A 17,139-nucleotide genomic window follows, 5' to 3' on the forward strand; every position below is an offset into this window, starting at 1 on the left:
CTGTACGAATGTTCACCGTTGAGGCTGACGGCCTCGGGCACCTGCCCGATTCACTTGTCCGCCAACCGCTTCCGCCAGACTCAACGACCCTCACCCGAAAGAGTTACGGAGTTTGCCGACGGTCATCAGCACTCTACGTGATCATGCGCACACGGATCGCCCAGGCCGCAGGTCAGACGGGTGAGAGAGCCGGTATTTCAGAGGCGGAACGATTCCTCTACGGCCGAGCGGCCCTGCCCGGATGCTGCCGAACGGGTGTTATGCCAGATTTTTCACTGTTTGGACGCTCTTTCGCGCCTTGTGGGCTATTCGCCACTAGATTGGCGATGAGTCATATTTACATCTACTACGACAGTAGATGTACGGTCGAGACGCTGACTCTTCACGGCCTCCCAGACCGACACACACCCTCCGAGGGGATAAGCAATGGCAGACTTCTCCCGCCTTCCCGGCCCCAACGCCGACCTCTGGGACTGGCAGCTCGTGGCCGCCTGCCGAGGCGTCGACAGCTCGCTCTTCTTCCACCCAGAGGGCGAGCGCGGCGCCGCCCGGAGCGCGCGCGAGGCCTCCGCCAAGGAGGTGTGCATGCGCTGTCCCGTACGGGCCGAATGCGCCACCCACGCCCTCGCCGTCCGCGAGCCCTACGGGGTCTGGGGCGGACTCACGGAGGACGAGCGCGAGGCGATGATGGGGCGCTCGCGCTCGCGGATGCCCTCGACGGACGCCGAAGCGGCCCGCTCCGAGCGCGAGCCGTCGGACGTGCGCGACGCGACCGAGCTGCACGACGCCGACCTGCACGACTCTGACCTGCACGACGCCGACCTGCACGACTCTGACCTGCACGACGCCGACCTGCACGACGCGTCCGACATCCGCGACGCGTCCCACGTGTGAGCGCGCTTCCGCGAGACGCCAGCAGAATCGTTCCTGCACTTCCGGCGCCGTCGGCACTCCCGGTTCCGTCGGCCCCGTCCGCACTGACGCGTACGGCACGCGCGGCGCGCCGCCCGCCGGGCCCGGCTGACGGGCGACAGATGCCCTGAGATCAGCGGGCCGCCGCCTGCGCAAGGCGGCCGAGCATCATGTCCACCGCCGGGACGTTCGCCAGATCGGGCAGCGTGAGGGCCACCACCTCGCGCTGCACGGCAGGACGCACCTCCACCACGGCGACGCCCTTGGGGCGTACGGACTCCAGCGCCAGCTCCGGCAGCACCGCGACCCCGAGGCCGGCCGCCACCAGGCCGACCACCGCCGGGTAGTCGTCGGTCGCGAAGTCGATCCGCGGGGTGAACCCGGCCCGCTCGCACACCTCCACGAGGTGGCGGCGGCAGCGCGCGCACCCCGCGATCCACTGCTCCTGCTCCAGCTCCGCGATGTCCACCGGGCGCCCGCCGACGGCGAGCGCGTGCCCCTCCGGCACGACGCCGACCAGCCGGTCGGTGAGCAGCGGGCGCACGACGAGGTCGTCCCACGACTCCTCGGCCGGGGTCGGCAGATCCACGTAACGGAACGCCAGGGTGATGTCGCAGTCGCCCGCGCGCAGCATCTCCACCGAGCGCGGCGGCTCGGCCTCCTCCAGCGACACCTTCGTGCCCGGGTACTGCGCGCGCATCGCCGCGACCGCGCCCGGCACCAGCGTGGAGCTGCCCGAGGGGAACGAGGTGAGGCGTACGCGTCCGGCCCGCAGCCCCGCGATCGCCGCGACCTCCTCCTCGGCCGCCGTCAGCCCGGCCAGGATGCCGACGGCGTGCCTGACCAGCACGTCACCCGCCTCCGTCAGCCGGGTCTCGCGGGCGCCGCGGACCAGCAGCGGGGTGCCCGCGGAGTGCTCCAGCGCCTTCATCTGCTGGCTGACGGCGGGCTGGGTGCAGCCCAGTTCGCGGGCCGCCGCGGAGAACGAACCGGTGCGGGCGACGGCCCGCAGCACCCGGAGATGACGTGCCTCGATCATCCACCCACCATAAGCGGAACTTAGGGATACCCGACAGATATCGGTAATGGACTTTGGGGCGGGGCCGCGCCACGCTGAGGAGCCATGGACGCCATCGCATTCGGCAGCACAGGCAGCGGTACGGGCAGCGGTACGAGCACGGGCAGCGGTACGGGCGCGGGTGCCGGCGGCGCCTCGGGTGACGGCCTCGCCGCGGACCGCCTCATCCGTACCGAGTATCCGGACCTCGACCCCGCCGCGCCCTACCTCAACACCGCCACCGTCGGGCTGCTCCCGGCCCGCACCGCGGCGGCGCTGCGCGGGGCCGTCGACGAGTGGGCGGCGGGCCGCCCCGACACCGACGCCTTCGAGGCGGCCGTCGTCTCGGCGCGCGCCGCCTACGCCCGGATCGTCGGGGTGGCGGTGGAGCGGGTGGCGCTGGCCAGCACGGTCGCCGAGAGCGTCGGGCTGATCGCGACGCGGCTGCCGCCCGGCGCCGAAGTGGTCGTCGCCGACCGGGACTTCAGCTCCCTCGTGCAGCCCTTCGCCGCCCGCGAGGACCTGGACCTGCGGATCGTGCCGCTGGACGCGCTCGCCGACGCGGTGCGGCCGGGCACCGCGCTGGTCGCCGTCAGCGCCGTGCAGTCCGCCGACGGCCGGGTCGCCGACCTGCCCGCGATCCGCGCCGCCGCAGCGGCCCACGGCGCCCGTACGCTCCTGGACGGCACCCAGTCGGTCGGCTGGCTCCCGCTGTGCGCCGACGACTACGACTACGTGGTCTGCCACGCCTACAAGTGGCTGCTCAGCCCGCACGGCGCCTGCTTCCTGACCGTGCGCGCGGGCGCCGAGCCGACCCTCTCCCCCGGCTTCGCGGGCTGGTACGCCGCCGACGACCCCTGGGAGTGGTGCTACGGCCCCGTCACCCGGCTGGCCCCCGGCGCCCGCCGCTTCGACGCCCGCCCCGCCTACCTCCCCTTCGTCGGCGCCGCCGCCTCCCTCTCCCTGATCGAGGAGATCGGCGTCCCCGCGATCCACGCCCACGACACCGCCCTCGCCGCCCGCTTCCGCGACGGCCTCACCGCCCTCGGCCACACCCCCGTCCCCGGCCCCTCCGCCACCGTCACCGTCGCCCTCCCCCCGACCGCCCCCGCCCGCCTCACCACCGCCGCCGTCCGCTTCTCCACCCCCACCACCTCCCTCCGCTTCGCCTTCCACCTCTACAACACCCCCTCCGACATCGACCGCACCCTCGAATCCCTCGCCTGACGCCTCTCCCGGCGGGGCGCATCGCGGGGGGAAATCGGTTGGGGGCCGGGGCGTGGGCGTGTTGGGATGGGGGGATGGATCGCGCTTATGTACTCGGGTTGTTCGATGCTCAGATGCGGCGGGACGCTCCGCCGGAGGGGGCGGGGACGCGGGTGGAGCGGGGCGGCGGGGTGGTGCGGCAGGTGGGGGCCGCCGTGCACGACTGGAGCGGGGTGCTCTGGTCGGAGCTGGACGAGGACAGCGCGGGCCCCGCGGTCCAGGCGCAGCTCGCGTGGCTGAAGTCGCCCGAGGGGGCGGGCCGGGAGTTCGAGTGGAAGCTGTACGCGCACGACCGGCCGGCCGATCTGGGCGAGCGGCTGCGCGCGGCGGGGTTCGTGCCGGAGGAGCCGGAGACGCTGATGGTCGCGGAGGTCGCGGCGCTGCCCGGCGAGCCCGTCCTGCCGGACGGCGTACGGCTGGTGGAGGTGACCGACGCCGCCGGGGTGGACCTGCTGGCCGCCGTGCACGAGGAGGCGTTCGGTACGGGCGCGCAGCGGCTGCGCGAGCGGCTGCTGGACGCGCTCGCGCAGGCGCCGGACGAGATCGCGCTGGTGCTGGCGATGGCGGGCGACCGGCCGGTCTGCGGGGCCCGCATGGAGATGCCGCCGGGCAAGGACTTCGCGAGCCTGTGGGGCGGCGGCACCGTCGCCGAGTGGCGCGGGCGCGGCGTCTACCGCGCGCTGATCGCCCACCGGGCCCGTATCGCCGCCGCCCGCGGCTACCGCTACCTCCAGGTCGACGCGATGGACGCCAGCCGCCCCATCCTCCAGCGCCTCGGCTTCAGCGCCCTGAGCGTCACCACCCCGTACCTCTACCAGGCCTGAGAGCGGAGGCGCGCCCCGCATGGCACTGCTGCTGAGCGTCAACATCGGCCGCCCGCGCCCCAACCCGTGGAAGCGGCTGCCGGCGACCGGCATCGACAAACGGCCGGTCACCGGCCCGGTACGGGTCACCGCGCCGGGTCCGAAGGGGGACGGCGCGGTCGGTCTGGCCGGTGACCGCGCGCACGACGTCAAGCACCACGGTGGCGCCGACCAGGCCGTCTACGCGTACGCCCGCGAGGACCTCGACCACTGGGGCCGCGAGCTGGGCCGTACCTTCGCCAACGGCTTCTTCGGCGAGAATCTGACCACCTCCGGCATCGACGTCAACGCCTCGCTGATCGGCGAGCGCTGGCGGATCGGCGCGCGCGGACCCCTCCTGGAGGTGTCCTGCCCGCGCATCCCGTGCGCGACCTTCGCGGGCTGGCTCGGCGAGAACCGGTGGCTGCGGCGCTTCACCGACGCGGCGCTGCCTGGCCCGTATCTGCGGGTGATCGCGCCGGGCGAGGTCCGCGCAGGGGACCCGGTCGAGGTCGTGCACCGCCCGGACCACGAGGTCACCGTCGCGCTGTCCTTCCGGGCCTTCACCACCGAGCCCGAGCTGCTGCCGCTGCTGACCGGCCTCGACGCCCTCCCCCGCGAGGACCGCGACGCGATCCGGCGCCGCCTCGCCCGCGAAGCGAAATAGGCTGCGTCCCATGTCCCGAGTGCGCTCCGTGAACGTCGCCCGCCCCCTCGTCGTGCCCTACACCGACAGCGAAGGCGGCCTCACCGGCATCGGGAAGCTCCCGGTGACCGGACCCGTCGCCGTCACGGCGCCCGGACCGCGCGGCGTCGCGGGCGGCGGCCTCGCCGGGGACACCGTCTGCGACCTGCGCTTCCACGGCGGCGACGAACAGGCGGTGTACGCGTACGCCCGCGAGGATCTCGACCGCTGGGAGCGGCGGCTGGGGCGCGAGCTGCCCGACGGCCGCTTCGGCGAGAATCTGACCACCACCGGCATCGACGTCAACGCCGCGCTGATCGGCGAGCGCTGGCGGATCGGCGCCGCGGGGCTCGTCCTCGAAGTGACCTCGCCCCGCATCCCGTGCCGCACCTTCGCCGGGTGGCTGGACGAACGCGGATGGGTCAAGCGGTTCACTCAAGAGGGGCTGCCTGGCCCGTATTTGCGGGTGATCGCGCCGGGCGAGGTCCGCGCAGGGGACCCGGTCGAGGTCGTGCACCGGCCGGACCACGAGGTCACCGTCGCCTTCCTCTTCCGGGCGATGACCCTGGAGTCCGAGCTGCTTCCGCGGGTCATGGCCGCGGCCGACACCATGAACCGTACGTATCTGGAGGCGGTCAACAGCCGCTTGAGTCCGGCGCGTTGACGAAGGGCCCGGCGGCGGCCCGTACGCTGCCGGGATGACGACTTCACTGGTCACCGGCGCGACCTCCGGCATCGGAGCGGCCTTCGTACGACGGCTCGCCGCCGACGGACACGCCCTCGTCCTCGTCGCCCGCGACGAACAGCGGCTCGCCGACAGCGCGGCCGGGCTGCGCGAGCGGTACGGGGCCGACGTCGAGGTGCTGCCCGCCGACCTCACCACCGACGACGGGATCGCCGCCGTCGAAGCGCGGCTGCGCGACCGGGAACGGCCCGTCGACGTCCTCGTCAACAACGCCGGCTTCGGCAACCACGGCACCTTCCTCGACGCCCCCATGTCCGACGAGCTGCGCATGCTCAAGCTGCACTGCGAGGCCGTGCTGCGCCTCACCGGCGCGGCCGTCGAGACCATGCGGCCGCGGGGGCGCGGGTACGTGATCAACGTCTCGTCCGTCGCGGCCTACATGCCGCGCGGCACGTACGGGGCCAGCAAGGCGTGGATCGTCCACTTCACCGAGGGCGTGGCCGCCGAGACGGCCGGGTCCGGCGTGCGGCTCCTCGCCCTGTGCCCCGGCTTCGTCCGCACCGAATTCCACGCCCGGGCCGGGATGGACGCCTCCCGGCTGCCCTCCTTCGCCTGGCTCGACGCCGATGCCGTCGTCGCGGCGGCCCTGCGTGACCTCGCCCGCCGACGCACCCTCAGCGTGCCCTCCGCCCGCTACAAACTCGCCGTCTCCCTTGCCCGGCACCTTCCTCCCGGCCTCTACGCAGCCGCCTCCACCCGCGCCGGCCGCCGCTTCGACCCTCGCCGGTAGGCCATCCGGCCACGGTTCGCCCTCCAAGGGCCCGCCCCCTACGCGCCCGCCCTCCGCCCGAGGGCGCCCCCAGGGGCCCGGGTACGCGCGCCGCGCCGACGCAGGACCTGCTTTTAGGGGCCCGGGTACGCGCGCCGCGCCGACGCAGGGCCTGCTTTGAGGGGCGCGGGGAACTGCGCGACCAGCCCCCACCGGGCTTTCAGCCCGAAAACAACAGCGACTGCCCCGCTGGGGCCGGTTTTCACGGCGCACCAGCGCCGTGGCTGAGCGCGCAGTTCCCCGCGCCCCTAAAAGATCGGCCAGCCGCCCCGGCAGAAGAACCGCCCCGGGGCCGCGCCCCTAAAAGCCGTGCCTGCCGCCCAGCGCAAGGAAACCGTCCGGGGCCGCGCCCGTAAAAACCCGTGCCTGACCCCCAGCGCAAGAGAACCGTCCGGGGACGCGCCCCGAAAAACACGGCCAGCCGCCCCGGCAGAAGAACCGCCCCGGGGCCGCGCCCCTAAAAACCCGTGCCTGACCCCCAGCGCAAGAGAACCGCCCCGGGGCCGCGCCCCGAAAAACACGGCGTGCCGCCTCTCGCAGAGGGGACGTGGCGCGGGGGTGGGGAAAGGGGGCGGCCCCGGCACCCTCGTGAGGGTGCCGGGGCCGCCCCGGTGGAACCGACGGACGTCACTCAGTGGGAGTGACCGTGCCCACCGTGCCCCGCGTCAGCGGGCTCCTCTTCCTTCTTCTCCACAACCAGCGTCTCCGTCGTCAGCAGCAGCGACGCGATCGAGGCCGCGTTCTCCAGCGCGGAGCGCGTGACCTTGACGGGGTCGATGACGCCGGCCTTGACGAGGTCGCCGTACTCGCCGGAGGCGGCGTTGAAGCCGTGGTTCTTCTCCAGCTCGGCCACCTTGGCGGTGATGACGTAGCCCTCGAGACCGGCGTTCTCGGCGATCCAGCGCAGCGGCTCGACGGCGGCGCGGCGGACGACGGCGACACCGGTCGCCTCGTCACCGGTCTTGCCGAGGTTGCCCTCCAGGACCTTGACGGCGTGGACGAGCGCGGAGCCGCCGCCGGAGACGATGCCTTCCTCGACCGCGGCGCGGGTCGCGGAGATGGCGTCCTCCAGACGGTGCTTCTTCTCCTTGAGCTCGACCTCGGTGGCCGCGCCGACCTTGATGACGCAGACGCCGCCGGCGAGCTTGGCCAGGCGCTCCTGGAGCTTCTCGCGGTCCCAGTCCGAGTCGGTGGTGCCGATCTCGGCCTTGATCTGGTTGACGCGGCCCTCGATCTCGGCCTTGTCACCGGCGCCGTCGACGATCGTGGTGTCGTCCTTGGTGACGGTGATGCGGCGGGCGGTGCCGAGCAGGTCGAGACCGGCCTGGTCGAGCTTGAGGCCGACCTCCTCGGCGATGACCGTGGCGCCGGTCAGCGTCGCGATGTCGCCGAGCATCGCCTTGCGGCGGTCACCGAAGCCGGGCGCCTTGACGGCCACGGCGTTGAACGTGCCGCGGATCTTGTTGACCACCAGGGTCGACAGGGCCTCGCCCTCGACGTCCTCGGCGATGATCAGCAGCGGCTTGGACGCGCCGGACTGGATGACCTTCTCCAGCAGCGGCAGCAGGTCCTGGATCGAGGAGATCTTGCCCTGGTGGATGAGGACGTAGGGGTCGTCGAGGACCGCTTCCATCCGCTCCTGGTCGGTGACGAAGTACGGCGACAGGTAGCCCTTGTCGAACGCCATGCCCTCGGTGAAGTCCAGCTCCAGGCCGAAGGTGTTGGACTCCTCGACGGTGATGACACCGTCCTTGCCGACCTTGTCCATCGCCTCGGCGATCAGGTCGCCGACCTGCTTGTCCTGGGCGGACAGCGCGGCGACGGCGGCGATGTCCTCCTTGCCCTCGATCGCGCGGGCGGTGGCGAGCAGCTCCTCGGACACGGCCTTGACGGCGGCGTCGATGCCCTTCTTCAGGGCGGCCGGGGAGGCGCCGGCGGCCACGTTGCGCAGGCCCTCGCGGACCAGGGCCTGGGCCAGCACGGTCGCGGTGGTGGTGCCGTCACCCGCGATGTCGTTGGTCTTGGTCGCCACCTCCTTGACGAGCTGGGCGCCCAGGTTCTCGTAGGGGTCCTCCAGCTCCACCTCACGGGCGATGGTCACGCCGTCGTTGGTGATGGTGGGGGCACCGAACTTCTTGTCGATGACGACGTTGCGGCCCTTGGGACCGATCGTCACCTTCACGGTGTCGGCGAGCTTGTTGACGCCGCGCTCGAGGGCGCGACGGGCGTCCTCGTCGAACTTCAGGGTCTTGGCCATGCCTGTGAACTACCTCGTCTACTCGTCAAATCACGTCGTCAAGGACGGCAGGAGCAGGCAACGAAACCACCCCGGGCGCCCGGTCCGTAGGACGCGGAAACCCGGGGCGGGATCACTGCTGCGGTAAAAGCGGTGCTTACTTCTCGACGATCGCGAGGACGTCGCGAGCCGAGAGGACGAGGTACTCCTCGCCGTTGTACTTCACCTCGGTGCCGCCGTACTTGCTGTAGAGCACGACGTCGCCCACGGAGACGTCGAGCGGCAGGCGGTTGCCGTCCTCGAAGCGGCCCGGACCGACGGCCAGGACGACGCCCTCCTGGGGCTTCTCCTTGGCGGTGTCCGGGATGACCAGGCCGGAGGCCGTGGTCTGCTCGGCATCCAGCGGCTGGACCACGATGCGGTCCTCGAGCGGCTTGATGGCAACCTTGGTGCTGGCGGTCGTCACGATCCGACCTCCCCCTTCAAAGGGCTCACGGAAGAGTGTCTGTCTGGGTCGGCGACCTGGTAGGCCCGTCGTCGCGGGTGCCGGACCTGCCCGTCGCTGAGTGCTGGCACTCAGCGGTGCCGAGTGCCAGAACCGAGACTAGGACGCGCTTAGCACTCGGTCAAGCGGAGTGCCAGGCGGCGCCTCCCAAAGGGGTACCCGGCGCCCCTTGGGGCGCGGGGAACTGCGCGACCAGCCCCCACCGGGCCGGTGATCGGGAGATAACCGAATTGCCCCTCCGGGGCCGGTGGTGACGTGCAGCCGTCGTCGTGGCCGGTCGCAGTTCCCCGCGCCCCAGAAGATCGGCGTGCCGTCCGGCGCAGGGTGGCGGGGACAATGGCCGGGTGGACCTCCAAGGATTTGCCGGGCTGCTGTCCGGCGACGGACAGGCGCTGCTGGCGGAGTTGCGGGAGCACAGCCCCGCCGACGAACTGGCGGCGGCCACCCGGCTGCGGCGCACGTACGACGCCGGGCTGGTGTCGGCGGCGCTGGGGCAGGCGCGGCTGCGGCAGCGGGCCGTGGCGAAATTCGGCGAGGAGGACGCGTACCGGATGTACTTCACGCCGAACGGCGTGGAGCAGTCCACTCGGAAGAGTGTCGCGACGCACCGCGCGGAGCGCTTCAAGGCGCTCGGCGTGCGGCGGCTGGCGGACCTGTGCGGGGGCATCGGCGGGGACGCCCTCGCGCTGGCGCGGGCCGGGATCGAGGTGCTGGCCGTGGACCGGGACCCGCTGGCGTGCGCGGCGGCGCGGGCGAACGCGGCGGCGCTGGGCCTGGCCGACCTGATCGAGGTGCGCTGCGCGGACGTGACGGAGGTGGACACCGCCGGGTTCGACGCGGTGTTCGTGGACCCGGCGCGCCGGACCGGCGGACCGGGCGGGGCCGCGCGCGGCACGTCGATGAGGGGTGGCGGCCGGGCGGCGGGCGGGCGGACCTTCGACCCCGAGGCGTACGCGCCGCCGCTGTCCTGGGCGTTGGCGGCGGCCCGTACGGTGCCGTTCGCCGCGGTGAAGGTCGCGCCCGGCATTCCGCACGAGGCGGTGCCGCCGGAGGCCGAGGCGGAGTGGGTCTCGGACCGCGGTGACGTGAAGGAGGCGGCGCTGTGGTTCGGCACCGAGCCCGGCGCCGTACGCGCCACGCTGCTGCCCGGCGGTGCCAGCCTGCGCACGGCGGCGCCGCTGCCCGACCCGGAGGTCCGCCCGGTCGGCCGGTATCTGTACGAGCCGGACGGCGCGGTGATCCGCGCGCACCTGGTGGCGGAGGCGGCGGCCCCGCTGGACGGCGGCCTGATCGACGAGACCATCGCGTACGTGACGGCGGACGAGCTGCGGCCGACGCCGTACGCGACGGCGTACGAGATCGGCGATGTGCTGCCGTTCGGGCTGAAGCGGCTCAAGGCGCTGCTGCGAGAGCGCGAGGTCGGCGTGCTGACGGTGAAGAAGCGCGGGTCGGCGGTGGAGCCGGAGGAGGTGCGGCGCCGGGTCAAGCCGCAGGGGCCGCACGCGGCGACCGTGTTCCTGACCCGGGTGGCGGGCGCGCCCTCGATGCTGATCGGGCGGCCGGTGACCGGGACCTCTCAGACGTAGTCCTCCAACCGGGCCACGGTGAAGCCCTGTTGGGCGATCTGCCGGAGCATGTTCGCGGTCATCTTCGTCATCGACTCGCCCTTGAGCTCACTGGGCCCGCGGAAGTGCGCCAGGATGATGTCGCCGGGGTGGAATGTGTGGTCGGGCCGCTGGAACTGCACCTTCTTGATCTGCATCGACTCGCGCCACAGGATGATCGCGCGCAGGCCCCCGCAGGACCGCACGGCCTCCTTGGTAGCGGCGTTGTGGTTGCCGTAGGGCGGGCGGAAGAGGCCGGGCGCGGTGCCGTACTCGTGGGTGAGCTTCGTCTGCTGGCCGCAGATCTCGTGCTTCTGCGCGGCGAGCGACTCGGTGTTCAGGTTGGGGTGGGTCAGGGTGTGGTTCTCGATCGAATTGCCCAGCGCCTGGAGCGGTTTGAAGAAGCCGTAGTCGTTCTGGATGATCGCGTTCGTCAGGAACATGGTGAAGGGGATCTTCAGGTCCTGCATCATCCGCACGAACTTCGGGTCCTTCTCCGCGCCGTCGTCGAAGGTGACGAAGACGATCTTCCGCGTCGTCGGGACGTCGCTGACCACCGGCAGCAGCCCCTTGCCGGTCTTGACCGGCTTCACCGCGGGCGGCGGGGGCGGGTCCGCGAGCACGGGTATGCCCCACTTGCGGAAGGCGGCGGCGCGCTCGGCCCGCGCGGAGCCGCCCGGCGTGGTGGGCTTCCCGGTGCCGCCCGCGCTCGTGGCCGTGCCCGTCGGCGCGGACGGGCCGGGCGTCGAGGCGGACGTCGAAGTGCTGCCCGAGCAGCCCGCGACGAGCAGCAGGCAGGCCGCCGCCAGCAGCGGGAGAGCGGCCCTGCTGCCGGTACGGCCCGGACGACCGCCGGGGCGGCGACGGGCGCGGGTGGGGACGGGGGTCAGGGGATCGTGGTGCACACCCTGGCTGATGCGACTTTCAGGCGCCGGGTTCCACCGACACCGAGGTGAAGCGCCAGCGGTGCACCTGGCGGCGCACCAACGTCCCGTCCGGGTCGGGCAGTTCCGGCAGTACGGCGTCGTAGGGCGCGTCCCACCAGGTGAGGACGAGCACCCGGTCGTCGGGCGCGGTGAGGAATTCGCGGCGGGTCGGCGTGCCGGGGAGCGTACGGGCCTGTTTCCTGGCCCAGTCGAGGAGGTCGGGGCCGCGGCCTTCTGCGGCGGCGGCCTCCCACATCAGCGTGACGGTCATCCGTACAGGTTGTCCTTGCTCAGCTCGTGCACATGGTCGTGGTCGTGCGCGTGGCCCGGCCCGTGCTCGTGCGGGCCGGGGTGGGTGTGGCCGGGCACCGACACCTCCGTGACCGGCAGCGAGGAGTCGGCGGGCAGGTCGAGCGTGGAGGAGGCCCGGCCGCGCGCGACCATCTCGGCGCCGAGGGCCGCGACCATCGCGCCGTTGTCGGTGCACAGGCCGGGGCGCGGCACCCGCAGCCGGATGCCCGCGTCCTCGCAGCGCTCCAACGCCAGTGACCGCAGGCGGGAGTTGGCGGCGACACCGCCGCCGATCATCAGGTGGTCGACGCCGTTGTCCCGGCAGGCGCGGATCGCCTTGCGGGTCAGCACGTCCACCACGGCCTCCTGGAAGGACGCGGCCACATCGGCGATCGGCACGTCCTGGCCGTCCCTGCGCCGGGCCTCGACCCAGCGCGCCACGGCGGTCTTCAGGCCGGAGAAGGAGAAGTCGTAGACCGGGTCGCGCCCGCCGGTCAGACCGCGCGGGAAGGCGATGGCCCTGGGGTCGCCCTCGCGGGCGTGCCGGTCGATCGCCGGGCCGCCGGGGAAGCCGAGCCCCAGCACCCTGGCGACCTTGTCGAACGCCTCGCCCGCCGCGTCGTCGATGGTCGCGCCCAACGGCCGTACGTCGCTGGTGATGTCGGGCGCGAGCAGCAGCGACGAGTGCCCGCCGGACACCAGCAGCGCCATCGTCGGCTCGGGCAGCGCGCCGTGTTCGAGCTGGTCGACGCAGATGTGCGAGGCCAGGTGGTTGACGCCGTACAGCGGCTTGCCGAGCGCGTACGCGTACGCCTTCGCCGCCGACACCCCGACCAGCAGCGCGCCCGCGAGTCCGGGGCCCGCCGTGACCGCGATGCCGTCCAGGTCGCTCGCGGCGACCCCGGCGTCCTTCAGCGCGCGCTGGATGGTGGGGACCATCGCCTCCAGGTGCGCGCGGCTGGCCACTTCGGGGACCACACCGCCGTACCGGGCGTGCTCGTCGACGCTGGAGGCGACCGCGTCGGCCAGCAGCGTGTGGCCGCGCACGATGCCGACGCCGGTCTCGTCGCACGAGGTCTCGATGCCGAGGACAAGGGGTTCGTCAGCCATGGATCTCAGTTTCCTGTACGGGTGGGAGGCGGGGCGGCCGGGTCGGTTTCGTCGGTCTGCGCGAAGGCGGCGGGGGCGACGGGGGTGGCGGCCGGGTCGGCGAGCCGCATGACGAGGGCGTCCACGTTGCCCGGCTGGTAGTAGCCCTTGCGGAAGCCGATCGGCTCGAAGCCGAAGCGCTGGTAGAGCCGCTGGGCGCGGGTGTTGTCGACGCGTACCTCCAGCAGCACCTCGTGGCACTCGGCGTCGGTGGCGGCGCGCAGCAGCGTGCTGAGCAGCCGGGCGCCGAGCCCGGTGCCCCAGTGGTCGCGGGCGGCGGCGATGGTCTGCACATCACCCGTTCCGGCGACGGCGGCGAGCCCCGCGTAGCCGACGAGCCGTCCCGCGGCGTCCTGCGCGACCACGTAGAAGCGGGTCGCGGCCGGGTGCCGGGCGTCGGCCAGCTCCGACCAGAACATCGCGCGCGACCAGGCGTCCTCGGGGAACAGGTCGTGTTCCAGGGCCAGTACGGCGTCCAGGTCCCACCAGCGCATCTCGCGCAGCGTCACGGCGGTGGCGCTCCCGTGAGGGGCCCCGGTCACTTCGGCAGTACCGCCTTGTACCCGGCGGGCACCTGCGCGTCCGGCCGCCGCAGGTACAGCGGCAGCGGCGGGTCGAAGGGCTCGTCGGCGGCCAGCCGGTACGCGGCCAGCGCCGCGAGCGCGCCCGCCGACTGGTCCTCGGTGCCCTCACGGCGGTCGGTGAAGACCTCCGGGTACAGCGCGGCGCCCGCGCCGACCGACGGCAGGCCGCGTACCGCGTCCGCGATGTCGGCCGGGCGGTCCACGGCGGGCTCGGTGGCGCGGTGCCGCGGGTCGTCGTAGCGCGCCCAGTACACCTCTTTGCGGCGGGCGTCGGTGGCCACGGTGAACGGCCCGTCGAGCCCGGCCGCGCCCGCGGCCCAGGCCAGCCCGTCCAGGGTGCACACGCCGTGCACGGGGACGCCCAGCACGTCCCCGAAGGACGCGGCCGTCACCAGGCCGACGCGCAGCCCGGTGTACGGTCCCGGCCCGACGCCGACCACGACGCCGGTGACGTGGGCGAGCGTACGGTCGGCGGCGATCAGGACCCGGTCGATCGCGGGCATCAGCAATTCGCCGTGCCGTCGCGCGTCGACGACGGTCGACTCGGCGAGGACCCGCTCCCCGTCGTGCAGGGCGGCGGTGACGGCGGGTGTGGCGGTATCGAAGGCAAGCAGCAGCACGTCCCCAAGGGTACGGCGCGCGCCCGTACGGTCGTGGCCGCGGGCGGCGCGGCTGCTACCGTCAACCGGGAGCATGTGCGAACCCCATCCGGAGGACAACCGTGGCGCGGATCAAGTCGAGCACCCTGGTCTCGGGGCTCACTGCGGCTGCCCTGGTCGTCATCGCCGTGCTCGCCGCGCAGGCGGCGGGCTCCGCGCCCGACCAGCCGCCGCAGGCCAGGCCCTCCACCTCGGCCGTGAAGTCGCCCAGCACGAAGCCGACGCCGAAGACGTATCCGCTGCCCGCCGCCTCGGGCACCGGCAGGCGCGTGGTCTACAGCCTCTCCGCCAAGCGGGTGTGGCTGGTCGGTGACGCGGAGAAGGTCGACCGCACCTACGCGGTGGTCGCGGGCAATGTGGCGCCGAGCGTGGGGATACACCGCGTCTTCTCGCGGCGCGCCTCCGGCATAGGAGGCGACGGCGCCCAGGTCGAGCACGTGGTGCTCTTCGCGACGACCGACGGGATAAACGTCGGCTTCAGTGCGGCCGCGGACGGGTCGCTGGCGAAGCCTGATCCTGCGAAGCAGACGGCGGCGATCCGCGAGACGCGGCTCGACGGCACGGCGCTGTGGCAGATCGCGACGATCGGCAGCACCGTCTTCGTCGTGAAGTAGCCGCGCTGTGGAGTAGCCGCGCTTGTCACGCGCCGGACGGGCTCGTTCCCGCTTCCGGCGCGTCCGCCTGCGCGGGCTCCTCGCCGTCCTCCGGCGGGGTCGACAGTGTGCGGGCCGCGGCTCCGGCGGCCAGCAGGGCGCCGACATTGGGCGGCGGGGTGTCCCGTCGCGGGTCCCGCGTGTCCTCGGTCCGGATCTGGGCCGACATGTGCGCCTCCCCGAAGAGACGTAGTTAGGGCGCCCTAACCAGGTACCCGCAACCAGCAGACCACGCCCGGCCGCCCTCGCGCAACATCTTGCCGACAGCCTGTCGGAACGGAGGGCGGAGCGGGGGCCGAACGGGGGATCGGAGCGAGGGTCAGGCGCGCAGCGCGGTGAGGTCCTGGCCGGTCCAGCGCGGTCCGACGCCGGTGACGGTCACCTCGCGTACGTCGTCGCCCTCGCCGTCCCCGTCCGCCGGGCCGCCGACCGTACGGGCGATGACGACCTGGAGCCGCGCCTCCGACAGCTCCTCGACCTTGCCGTCGCCCCACTCCACGACGACCACGGACTCGGGGAGCGACACGTCGAGGTCCAGATCCTCCATCTCGTCCAGGCCGCCGCCCAGGCGGTACGCGTCCACGTGCACCAGCGCGGGACCCGCGGTCAGGGAGGGGTGGACGCGGGCGATCACGAAGGTCGGGGAGGTGACGGCGCCGCGTACGCCCAGACCCTCGCCGAGGCCGCGGGCCAGCGTGGTCTTGCCCGCGCCCAGCTCGCCGCTGAGCAGCACCAGGTCGCCGGGGGCGAGCAGCGCGGCAAGGCGGCGGCCCAGGTCGCGCATCAGGTCGGGGGTGGGGACGGTGACCCCCACGGAGCCCGGTTCGTGCGGTGTCGCGCCGCGCCCCGCCGCCTCGCGCTCGGCGGCGTGCGCGGCGGTCTCGTGCGGCGTCGTGGCATCGTGCGGTGTGGCCATGAACGCGAATGTTACGCGTCGGCGGCCGTCGTACGGGTCGACGCCCGCGCCGCCGCCAGGTCGCGCAGCACCTGCGGGACCGGTGCGCGCACCGAGTCCGCGGCCTGCGCGATCAGCAGCGCGAGCGCCGCGTTCACCACCTCGGGGCGCTCCATGATGACCAGGTGCCCCGCGCCCTCCACGATCACCAGTCCGGCGTCCGGCAGCTTCTCGGCGATCTCCGTACTGTGCGCGCTCGGCGTCAACAGGTCCTTGTCCCCCGCCAGTACGAGACCCGGCAGCCCGTCGAGCACCGACAGCGCGTCGCCCTTGTCGTGGTCGGTGAACGCCGGATAGAACTCGGCGACCACGTCGATCGGCGTCGACTCGATCAGCCGCTCGGCGAACCGGCCGACCGCCGGGTCCACGTCGGAGCCGAACGAGTACCGCTTGATGATCCCCGCGAACAGGTCGGCGGTGGCCTGCCGCCCCCGCTCCACCAGATCCGCCTGGCTGCCCAGCGCCCGCAGCACCGCGGGCGCCAGCGCCCGGAACGCCCGCGCGCCCGCGGCGGGCAGCCCCAGCGTCACCGCGGCCAGCTTCCCCGCCGACGTCGAGACGAACGCGACGCCGACGACCCGCTCCTCGACGTACTCGGGGAACTGGTCGGCGAACGCCATCACCGTCATCCCGCCCATCGAGTGCCCGACCAGCACCACCGGGCCCTCGGGCACCGCCGCGTCCAGCACCGCCTTCAGGTCGCGGCCCAACTGGTCGATGGTGGCGGGCCCGCCCGCCACCTGGTCCCGGCCACGCTCGCTGCGGCCGTGACTGCGCTGGTCCCAGTACACCGCCCGTACGGTGCCGCGCAGCGCCGCCCGCTGGAAGTGCCAGGAGTCCTGGTTCAGGCAGTACCCGTGCGAGAACACCACCGTCACCGGCAGCGGCGCCTCGGCGCGGCGGCGCAGCCAGCCGCGGCTGCGGCGCGAGGGCGGTGTCTGCGGCTCGGGCTCGGGCGGCGCGACGTCCTCGGTCTCGTAGTACAGCTCCGTGCCGTCCTCCGCCGCGACCGTGCCGGGCTGTCCGCGCAGCGTCCCGTACGGGCCCGCCGAGTCCAGCGCCAGCCGGGCGCGGCGGCGCATCCCGCGGCCGACGGTCACCCGCTCGATCGCCACGCCCGCGGCGGCGCCCGCCGCGACCACCCCGATCGCCGCGCCGACCAGCCCTGCCTTCTCCCACTTCACGCCTTCTGGCACGGTGCTCCATCGCTGTCGCCTGCGCCGGGACCGGCGCCTTCCCCCACGTATACCCGCGCGACCCGCGCGCTGATCACGCCGTGGGACACGGGGCGTCGTCGCTGC

At 73.3% G+C, this 17,139-nt stretch carries 19 protein-coding genes and 1 pseudogene; 9 read left to right on the top strand and 11 right to left on the bottom strand.

Going from position 1 to position 17,139, the window contains the following annotated elements; genetic code table 11:
- Nucleotides 1-426 precede the first annotated feature (426 nt).
- Nucleotides 427-735, top strand: a pseudogene (locus tag ACFZBB_RS18570) (WhiB family transcriptional regulator); the annotation flags it as partial.
- Nucleotides 709-894 (top strand): pentapeptide repeat-containing protein, encoded by a 186-nt coding sequence (locus tag ACFZBB_RS18575; protein WP_391123955.1) that lies wholly within the window; start codon nt 709-711, stop codon nt 892-894. The pseudogene ACFZBB_RS18570 and the gene ACFZBB_RS18575, both read left to right, overlap by 27 nt.
- 151 nt (nt 895-1,045) lie before the next feature.
- Here the strand turns inward: ACFZBB_RS18575 and ACFZBB_RS18580 are convergent, their stop codons facing one another.
- Nucleotides 1,046-1,951 carry a LysR substrate-binding domain-containing protein gene (locus tag ACFZBB_RS18580; protein WP_391050441.1) on the bottom strand — a complete coding sequence of 302 codons (906 nt, stop codon included), beginning with the start codon at nt 1,949-1,951 and terminating at the stop codon, nt 1,046-1,048.
- A gap of 84 nt (nt 1,952-2,035) precedes the next feature.
- Here ACFZBB_RS18580 and ACFZBB_RS18585 point away from each other — a divergent pair, with 84 nt between their 5' ends.
- The 5 genes from ACFZBB_RS18585 (at nt 2,036) to ACFZBB_RS18605 (ending at nt 6,237) form a co-directional block, all read left to right on the top strand.
- The gene (locus tag ACFZBB_RS18585) at nt 2,036-3,196 is read left to right on the top strand and encodes an aminotransferase class V-fold PLP-dependent enzyme (RefSeq protein WP_391123557.1); all 1,161 of its coding nucleotides are present in this window, start codon (nt 2,036-2,038) and stop codon (nt 3,194-3,196) included.
- Nucleotides 3,197-3,270: 74 nt separating this feature from the next.
- Nucleotides 3,271-4,059, top strand: a complete 789-nt coding sequence (locus ACFZBB_RS18590; protein ID WP_391123559.1) for a GNAT family N-acetyltransferase — start codon at nt 3,271-3,273, stop codon at nt 4,057-4,059.
- A 19-nt stretch (nt 4,060-4,078) separates the two neighbouring features.
- Nucleotides 4,079-4,744 (top strand): MOSC domain-containing protein, encoded by a 666-nt coding sequence (locus ACFZBB_RS18595; RefSeq protein ID WP_391123561.1) that lies wholly within the window; start codon nt 4,079-4,081, stop codon nt 4,742-4,744.
- A 10-nt stretch (nt 4,745-4,754) separates the two neighbouring features.
- Complete coding sequence (locus ACFZBB_RS18600) at nt 4,755-5,426, top strand: MOSC domain-containing protein (protein WP_391123563.1); 672 nt, start codon at nt 4,755-4,757, stop codon at nt 5,424-5,426.
- A gap of 34 nt (nt 5,427-5,460) precedes the next feature.
- Complete coding sequence (locus ACFZBB_RS18605) at nt 5,461-6,237, top strand: SDR family NAD(P)-dependent oxidoreductase (RefSeq protein WP_391123565.1); 777 nt, start codon at nt 5,461-5,463, stop codon at nt 6,235-6,237.
- Between the two features lie 670 nt (nt 6,238-6,907).
- Here ACFZBB_RS18605 and groL read toward each other — a convergent pair.
- Nucleotides 6,908-8,533 (bottom strand): chaperonin GroEL, encoded by a 1,626-nt coding sequence (gene groL, locus ACFZBB_RS18610; protein WP_391123567.1) that lies wholly within the window; start codon nt 8,531-8,533, stop codon nt 6,908-6,910.
- 136 nt (nt 8,534-8,669) lie between these two features.
- Nucleotides 8,670-8,978: a co-chaperone GroES gene (gene groES / locus ACFZBB_RS18615; RefSeq protein ID WP_093740451.1), complete on the bottom strand. Its 309-nt coding sequence runs from the start codon at nt 8,976-8,978 to the stop codon at nt 8,670-8,672.
- A gap of 383 nt (nt 8,979-9,361) precedes the next feature.
- On the opposite strand from groES, the gene ACFZBB_RS18620 reads away from it, so the two are divergent.
- Nucleotides 9,362-10,603 (top strand): methyltransferase domain-containing protein, encoded by a 1,242-nt coding sequence (locus ACFZBB_RS18620; RefSeq protein WP_391123569.1) that lies wholly within the window; start codon nt 9,362-9,364, stop codon nt 10,601-10,603.
- Here ACFZBB_RS18620 and ACFZBB_RS18625 read toward each other — a convergent pair.
- From ACFZBB_RS18625 to tsaB, 5 genes are read right to left on the bottom strand one after another with little or no spacing between them, the layout of a single operon-like run.
- Nucleotides 10,594-11,526 carry a polysaccharide deacetylase family protein gene (locus ACFZBB_RS18625; RefSeq protein WP_391123571.1) on the bottom strand — a complete coding sequence of 311 codons (933 nt, stop codon included), beginning with the start codon at nt 11,524-11,526 and terminating at the stop codon, nt 10,594-10,596. The two genes, ACFZBB_RS18620 and ACFZBB_RS18625, sit on opposite strands and share 10 nt — an antisense overlap.
- A 19-nt stretch (nt 11,527-11,545) precedes the next feature.
- Nucleotides 11,546-11,818: a hypothetical protein gene (locus ACFZBB_RS18630; RefSeq protein WP_391123573.1), complete on the bottom strand. Its 273-nt coding sequence runs from the start codon at nt 11,816-11,818 to the stop codon at nt 11,546-11,548.
- Nucleotides 11,815-12,948 carry a tRNA (adenosine(37)-N6)-threonylcarbamoyltransferase complex transferase subunit TsaD gene (gene tsaD / locus ACFZBB_RS18635; protein WP_391123575.1) on the bottom strand — a complete coding sequence of 378 codons (1,134 nt, stop codon included), beginning with the start codon at nt 12,946-12,948 and terminating at the stop codon, nt 11,815-11,817. Before tsaD ends, ACFZBB_RS18630 begins: the two co-directional genes overlap by 4 nt.
- 5 nt (nt 12,949-12,953) lie before the next feature.
- Nucleotides 12,954-13,481, bottom strand: a complete 528-nt coding sequence (rimI, locus tag ACFZBB_RS18640; RefSeq protein WP_391123957.1) for a ribosomal protein S18-alanine N-acetyltransferase — start codon at nt 13,479-13,481, stop codon at nt 12,954-12,956.
- A gap of 44 nt (nt 13,482-13,525) precedes the next feature.
- Nucleotides 13,526-14,191: a tRNA (adenosine(37)-N6)-threonylcarbamoyltransferase complex dimerization subunit type 1 TsaB gene (tsaB, locus tag ACFZBB_RS18645; RefSeq protein ID WP_391123578.1), complete on the bottom strand. Its 666-nt coding sequence runs from the start codon at nt 14,189-14,191 to the stop codon at nt 13,526-13,528.
- Nucleotides 14,192-14,292: 101 nt separating this feature from the next.
- Here tsaB and ACFZBB_RS18650 point away from each other — a divergent pair, with 101 nt between their 5' ends.
- Nucleotides 14,293-14,844, top strand: coding sequence for a hypothetical protein (locus ACFZBB_RS18650; protein WP_391123580.1), 552 nt, complete (start codon nt 14,293-14,295; stop codon nt 14,842-14,844).
- Between the two features lie 25 nt (nt 14,845-14,869).
- Here the strand turns inward: ACFZBB_RS18650 and ACFZBB_RS18655 are convergent, their stop codons facing one another.
- From ACFZBB_RS18655 to ACFZBB_RS18665, 3 genes are all read right to left on the bottom strand, one after another.
- On the bottom strand, nt 14,870-15,052 hold the full coding sequence (locus ACFZBB_RS18655) for a hypothetical protein (RefSeq protein ID WP_391123582.1): 183 nt from the start codon (nt 15,050-15,052) through the stop codon (nt 14,870-14,872).
- A gap of 150 nt (nt 15,053-15,202) precedes the next feature.
- Nucleotides 15,203-15,799, bottom strand: a complete 597-nt coding sequence (tsaE, locus tag ACFZBB_RS18660; protein WP_391123584.1) for a tRNA (adenosine(37)-N6)-threonylcarbamoyltransferase complex ATPase subunit type 1 TsaE — start codon at nt 15,797-15,799, stop codon at nt 15,203-15,205.
- Between the two features lie 11 nt (nt 15,800-15,810).
- Nucleotides 15,811-17,034 (bottom strand): alpha/beta fold hydrolase, encoded by a 1,224-nt coding sequence (locus ACFZBB_RS18665; protein ID WP_391123587.1) that lies wholly within the window; start codon nt 17,032-17,034, stop codon nt 15,811-15,813.
- Between the last annotated feature and the right edge of the window lie 105 nt (nt 17,035-17,139).

The sequence above is a fragment of the Streptomyces sp. NPDC008139 genome (assembly GCF_042957025.1).
In the GTDB taxonomy this organism is placed as follows: domain Bacteria; phylum Actinomycetota; class Actinomycetes; order Streptomycetales; family Streptomycetaceae; genus Actinacidiphila.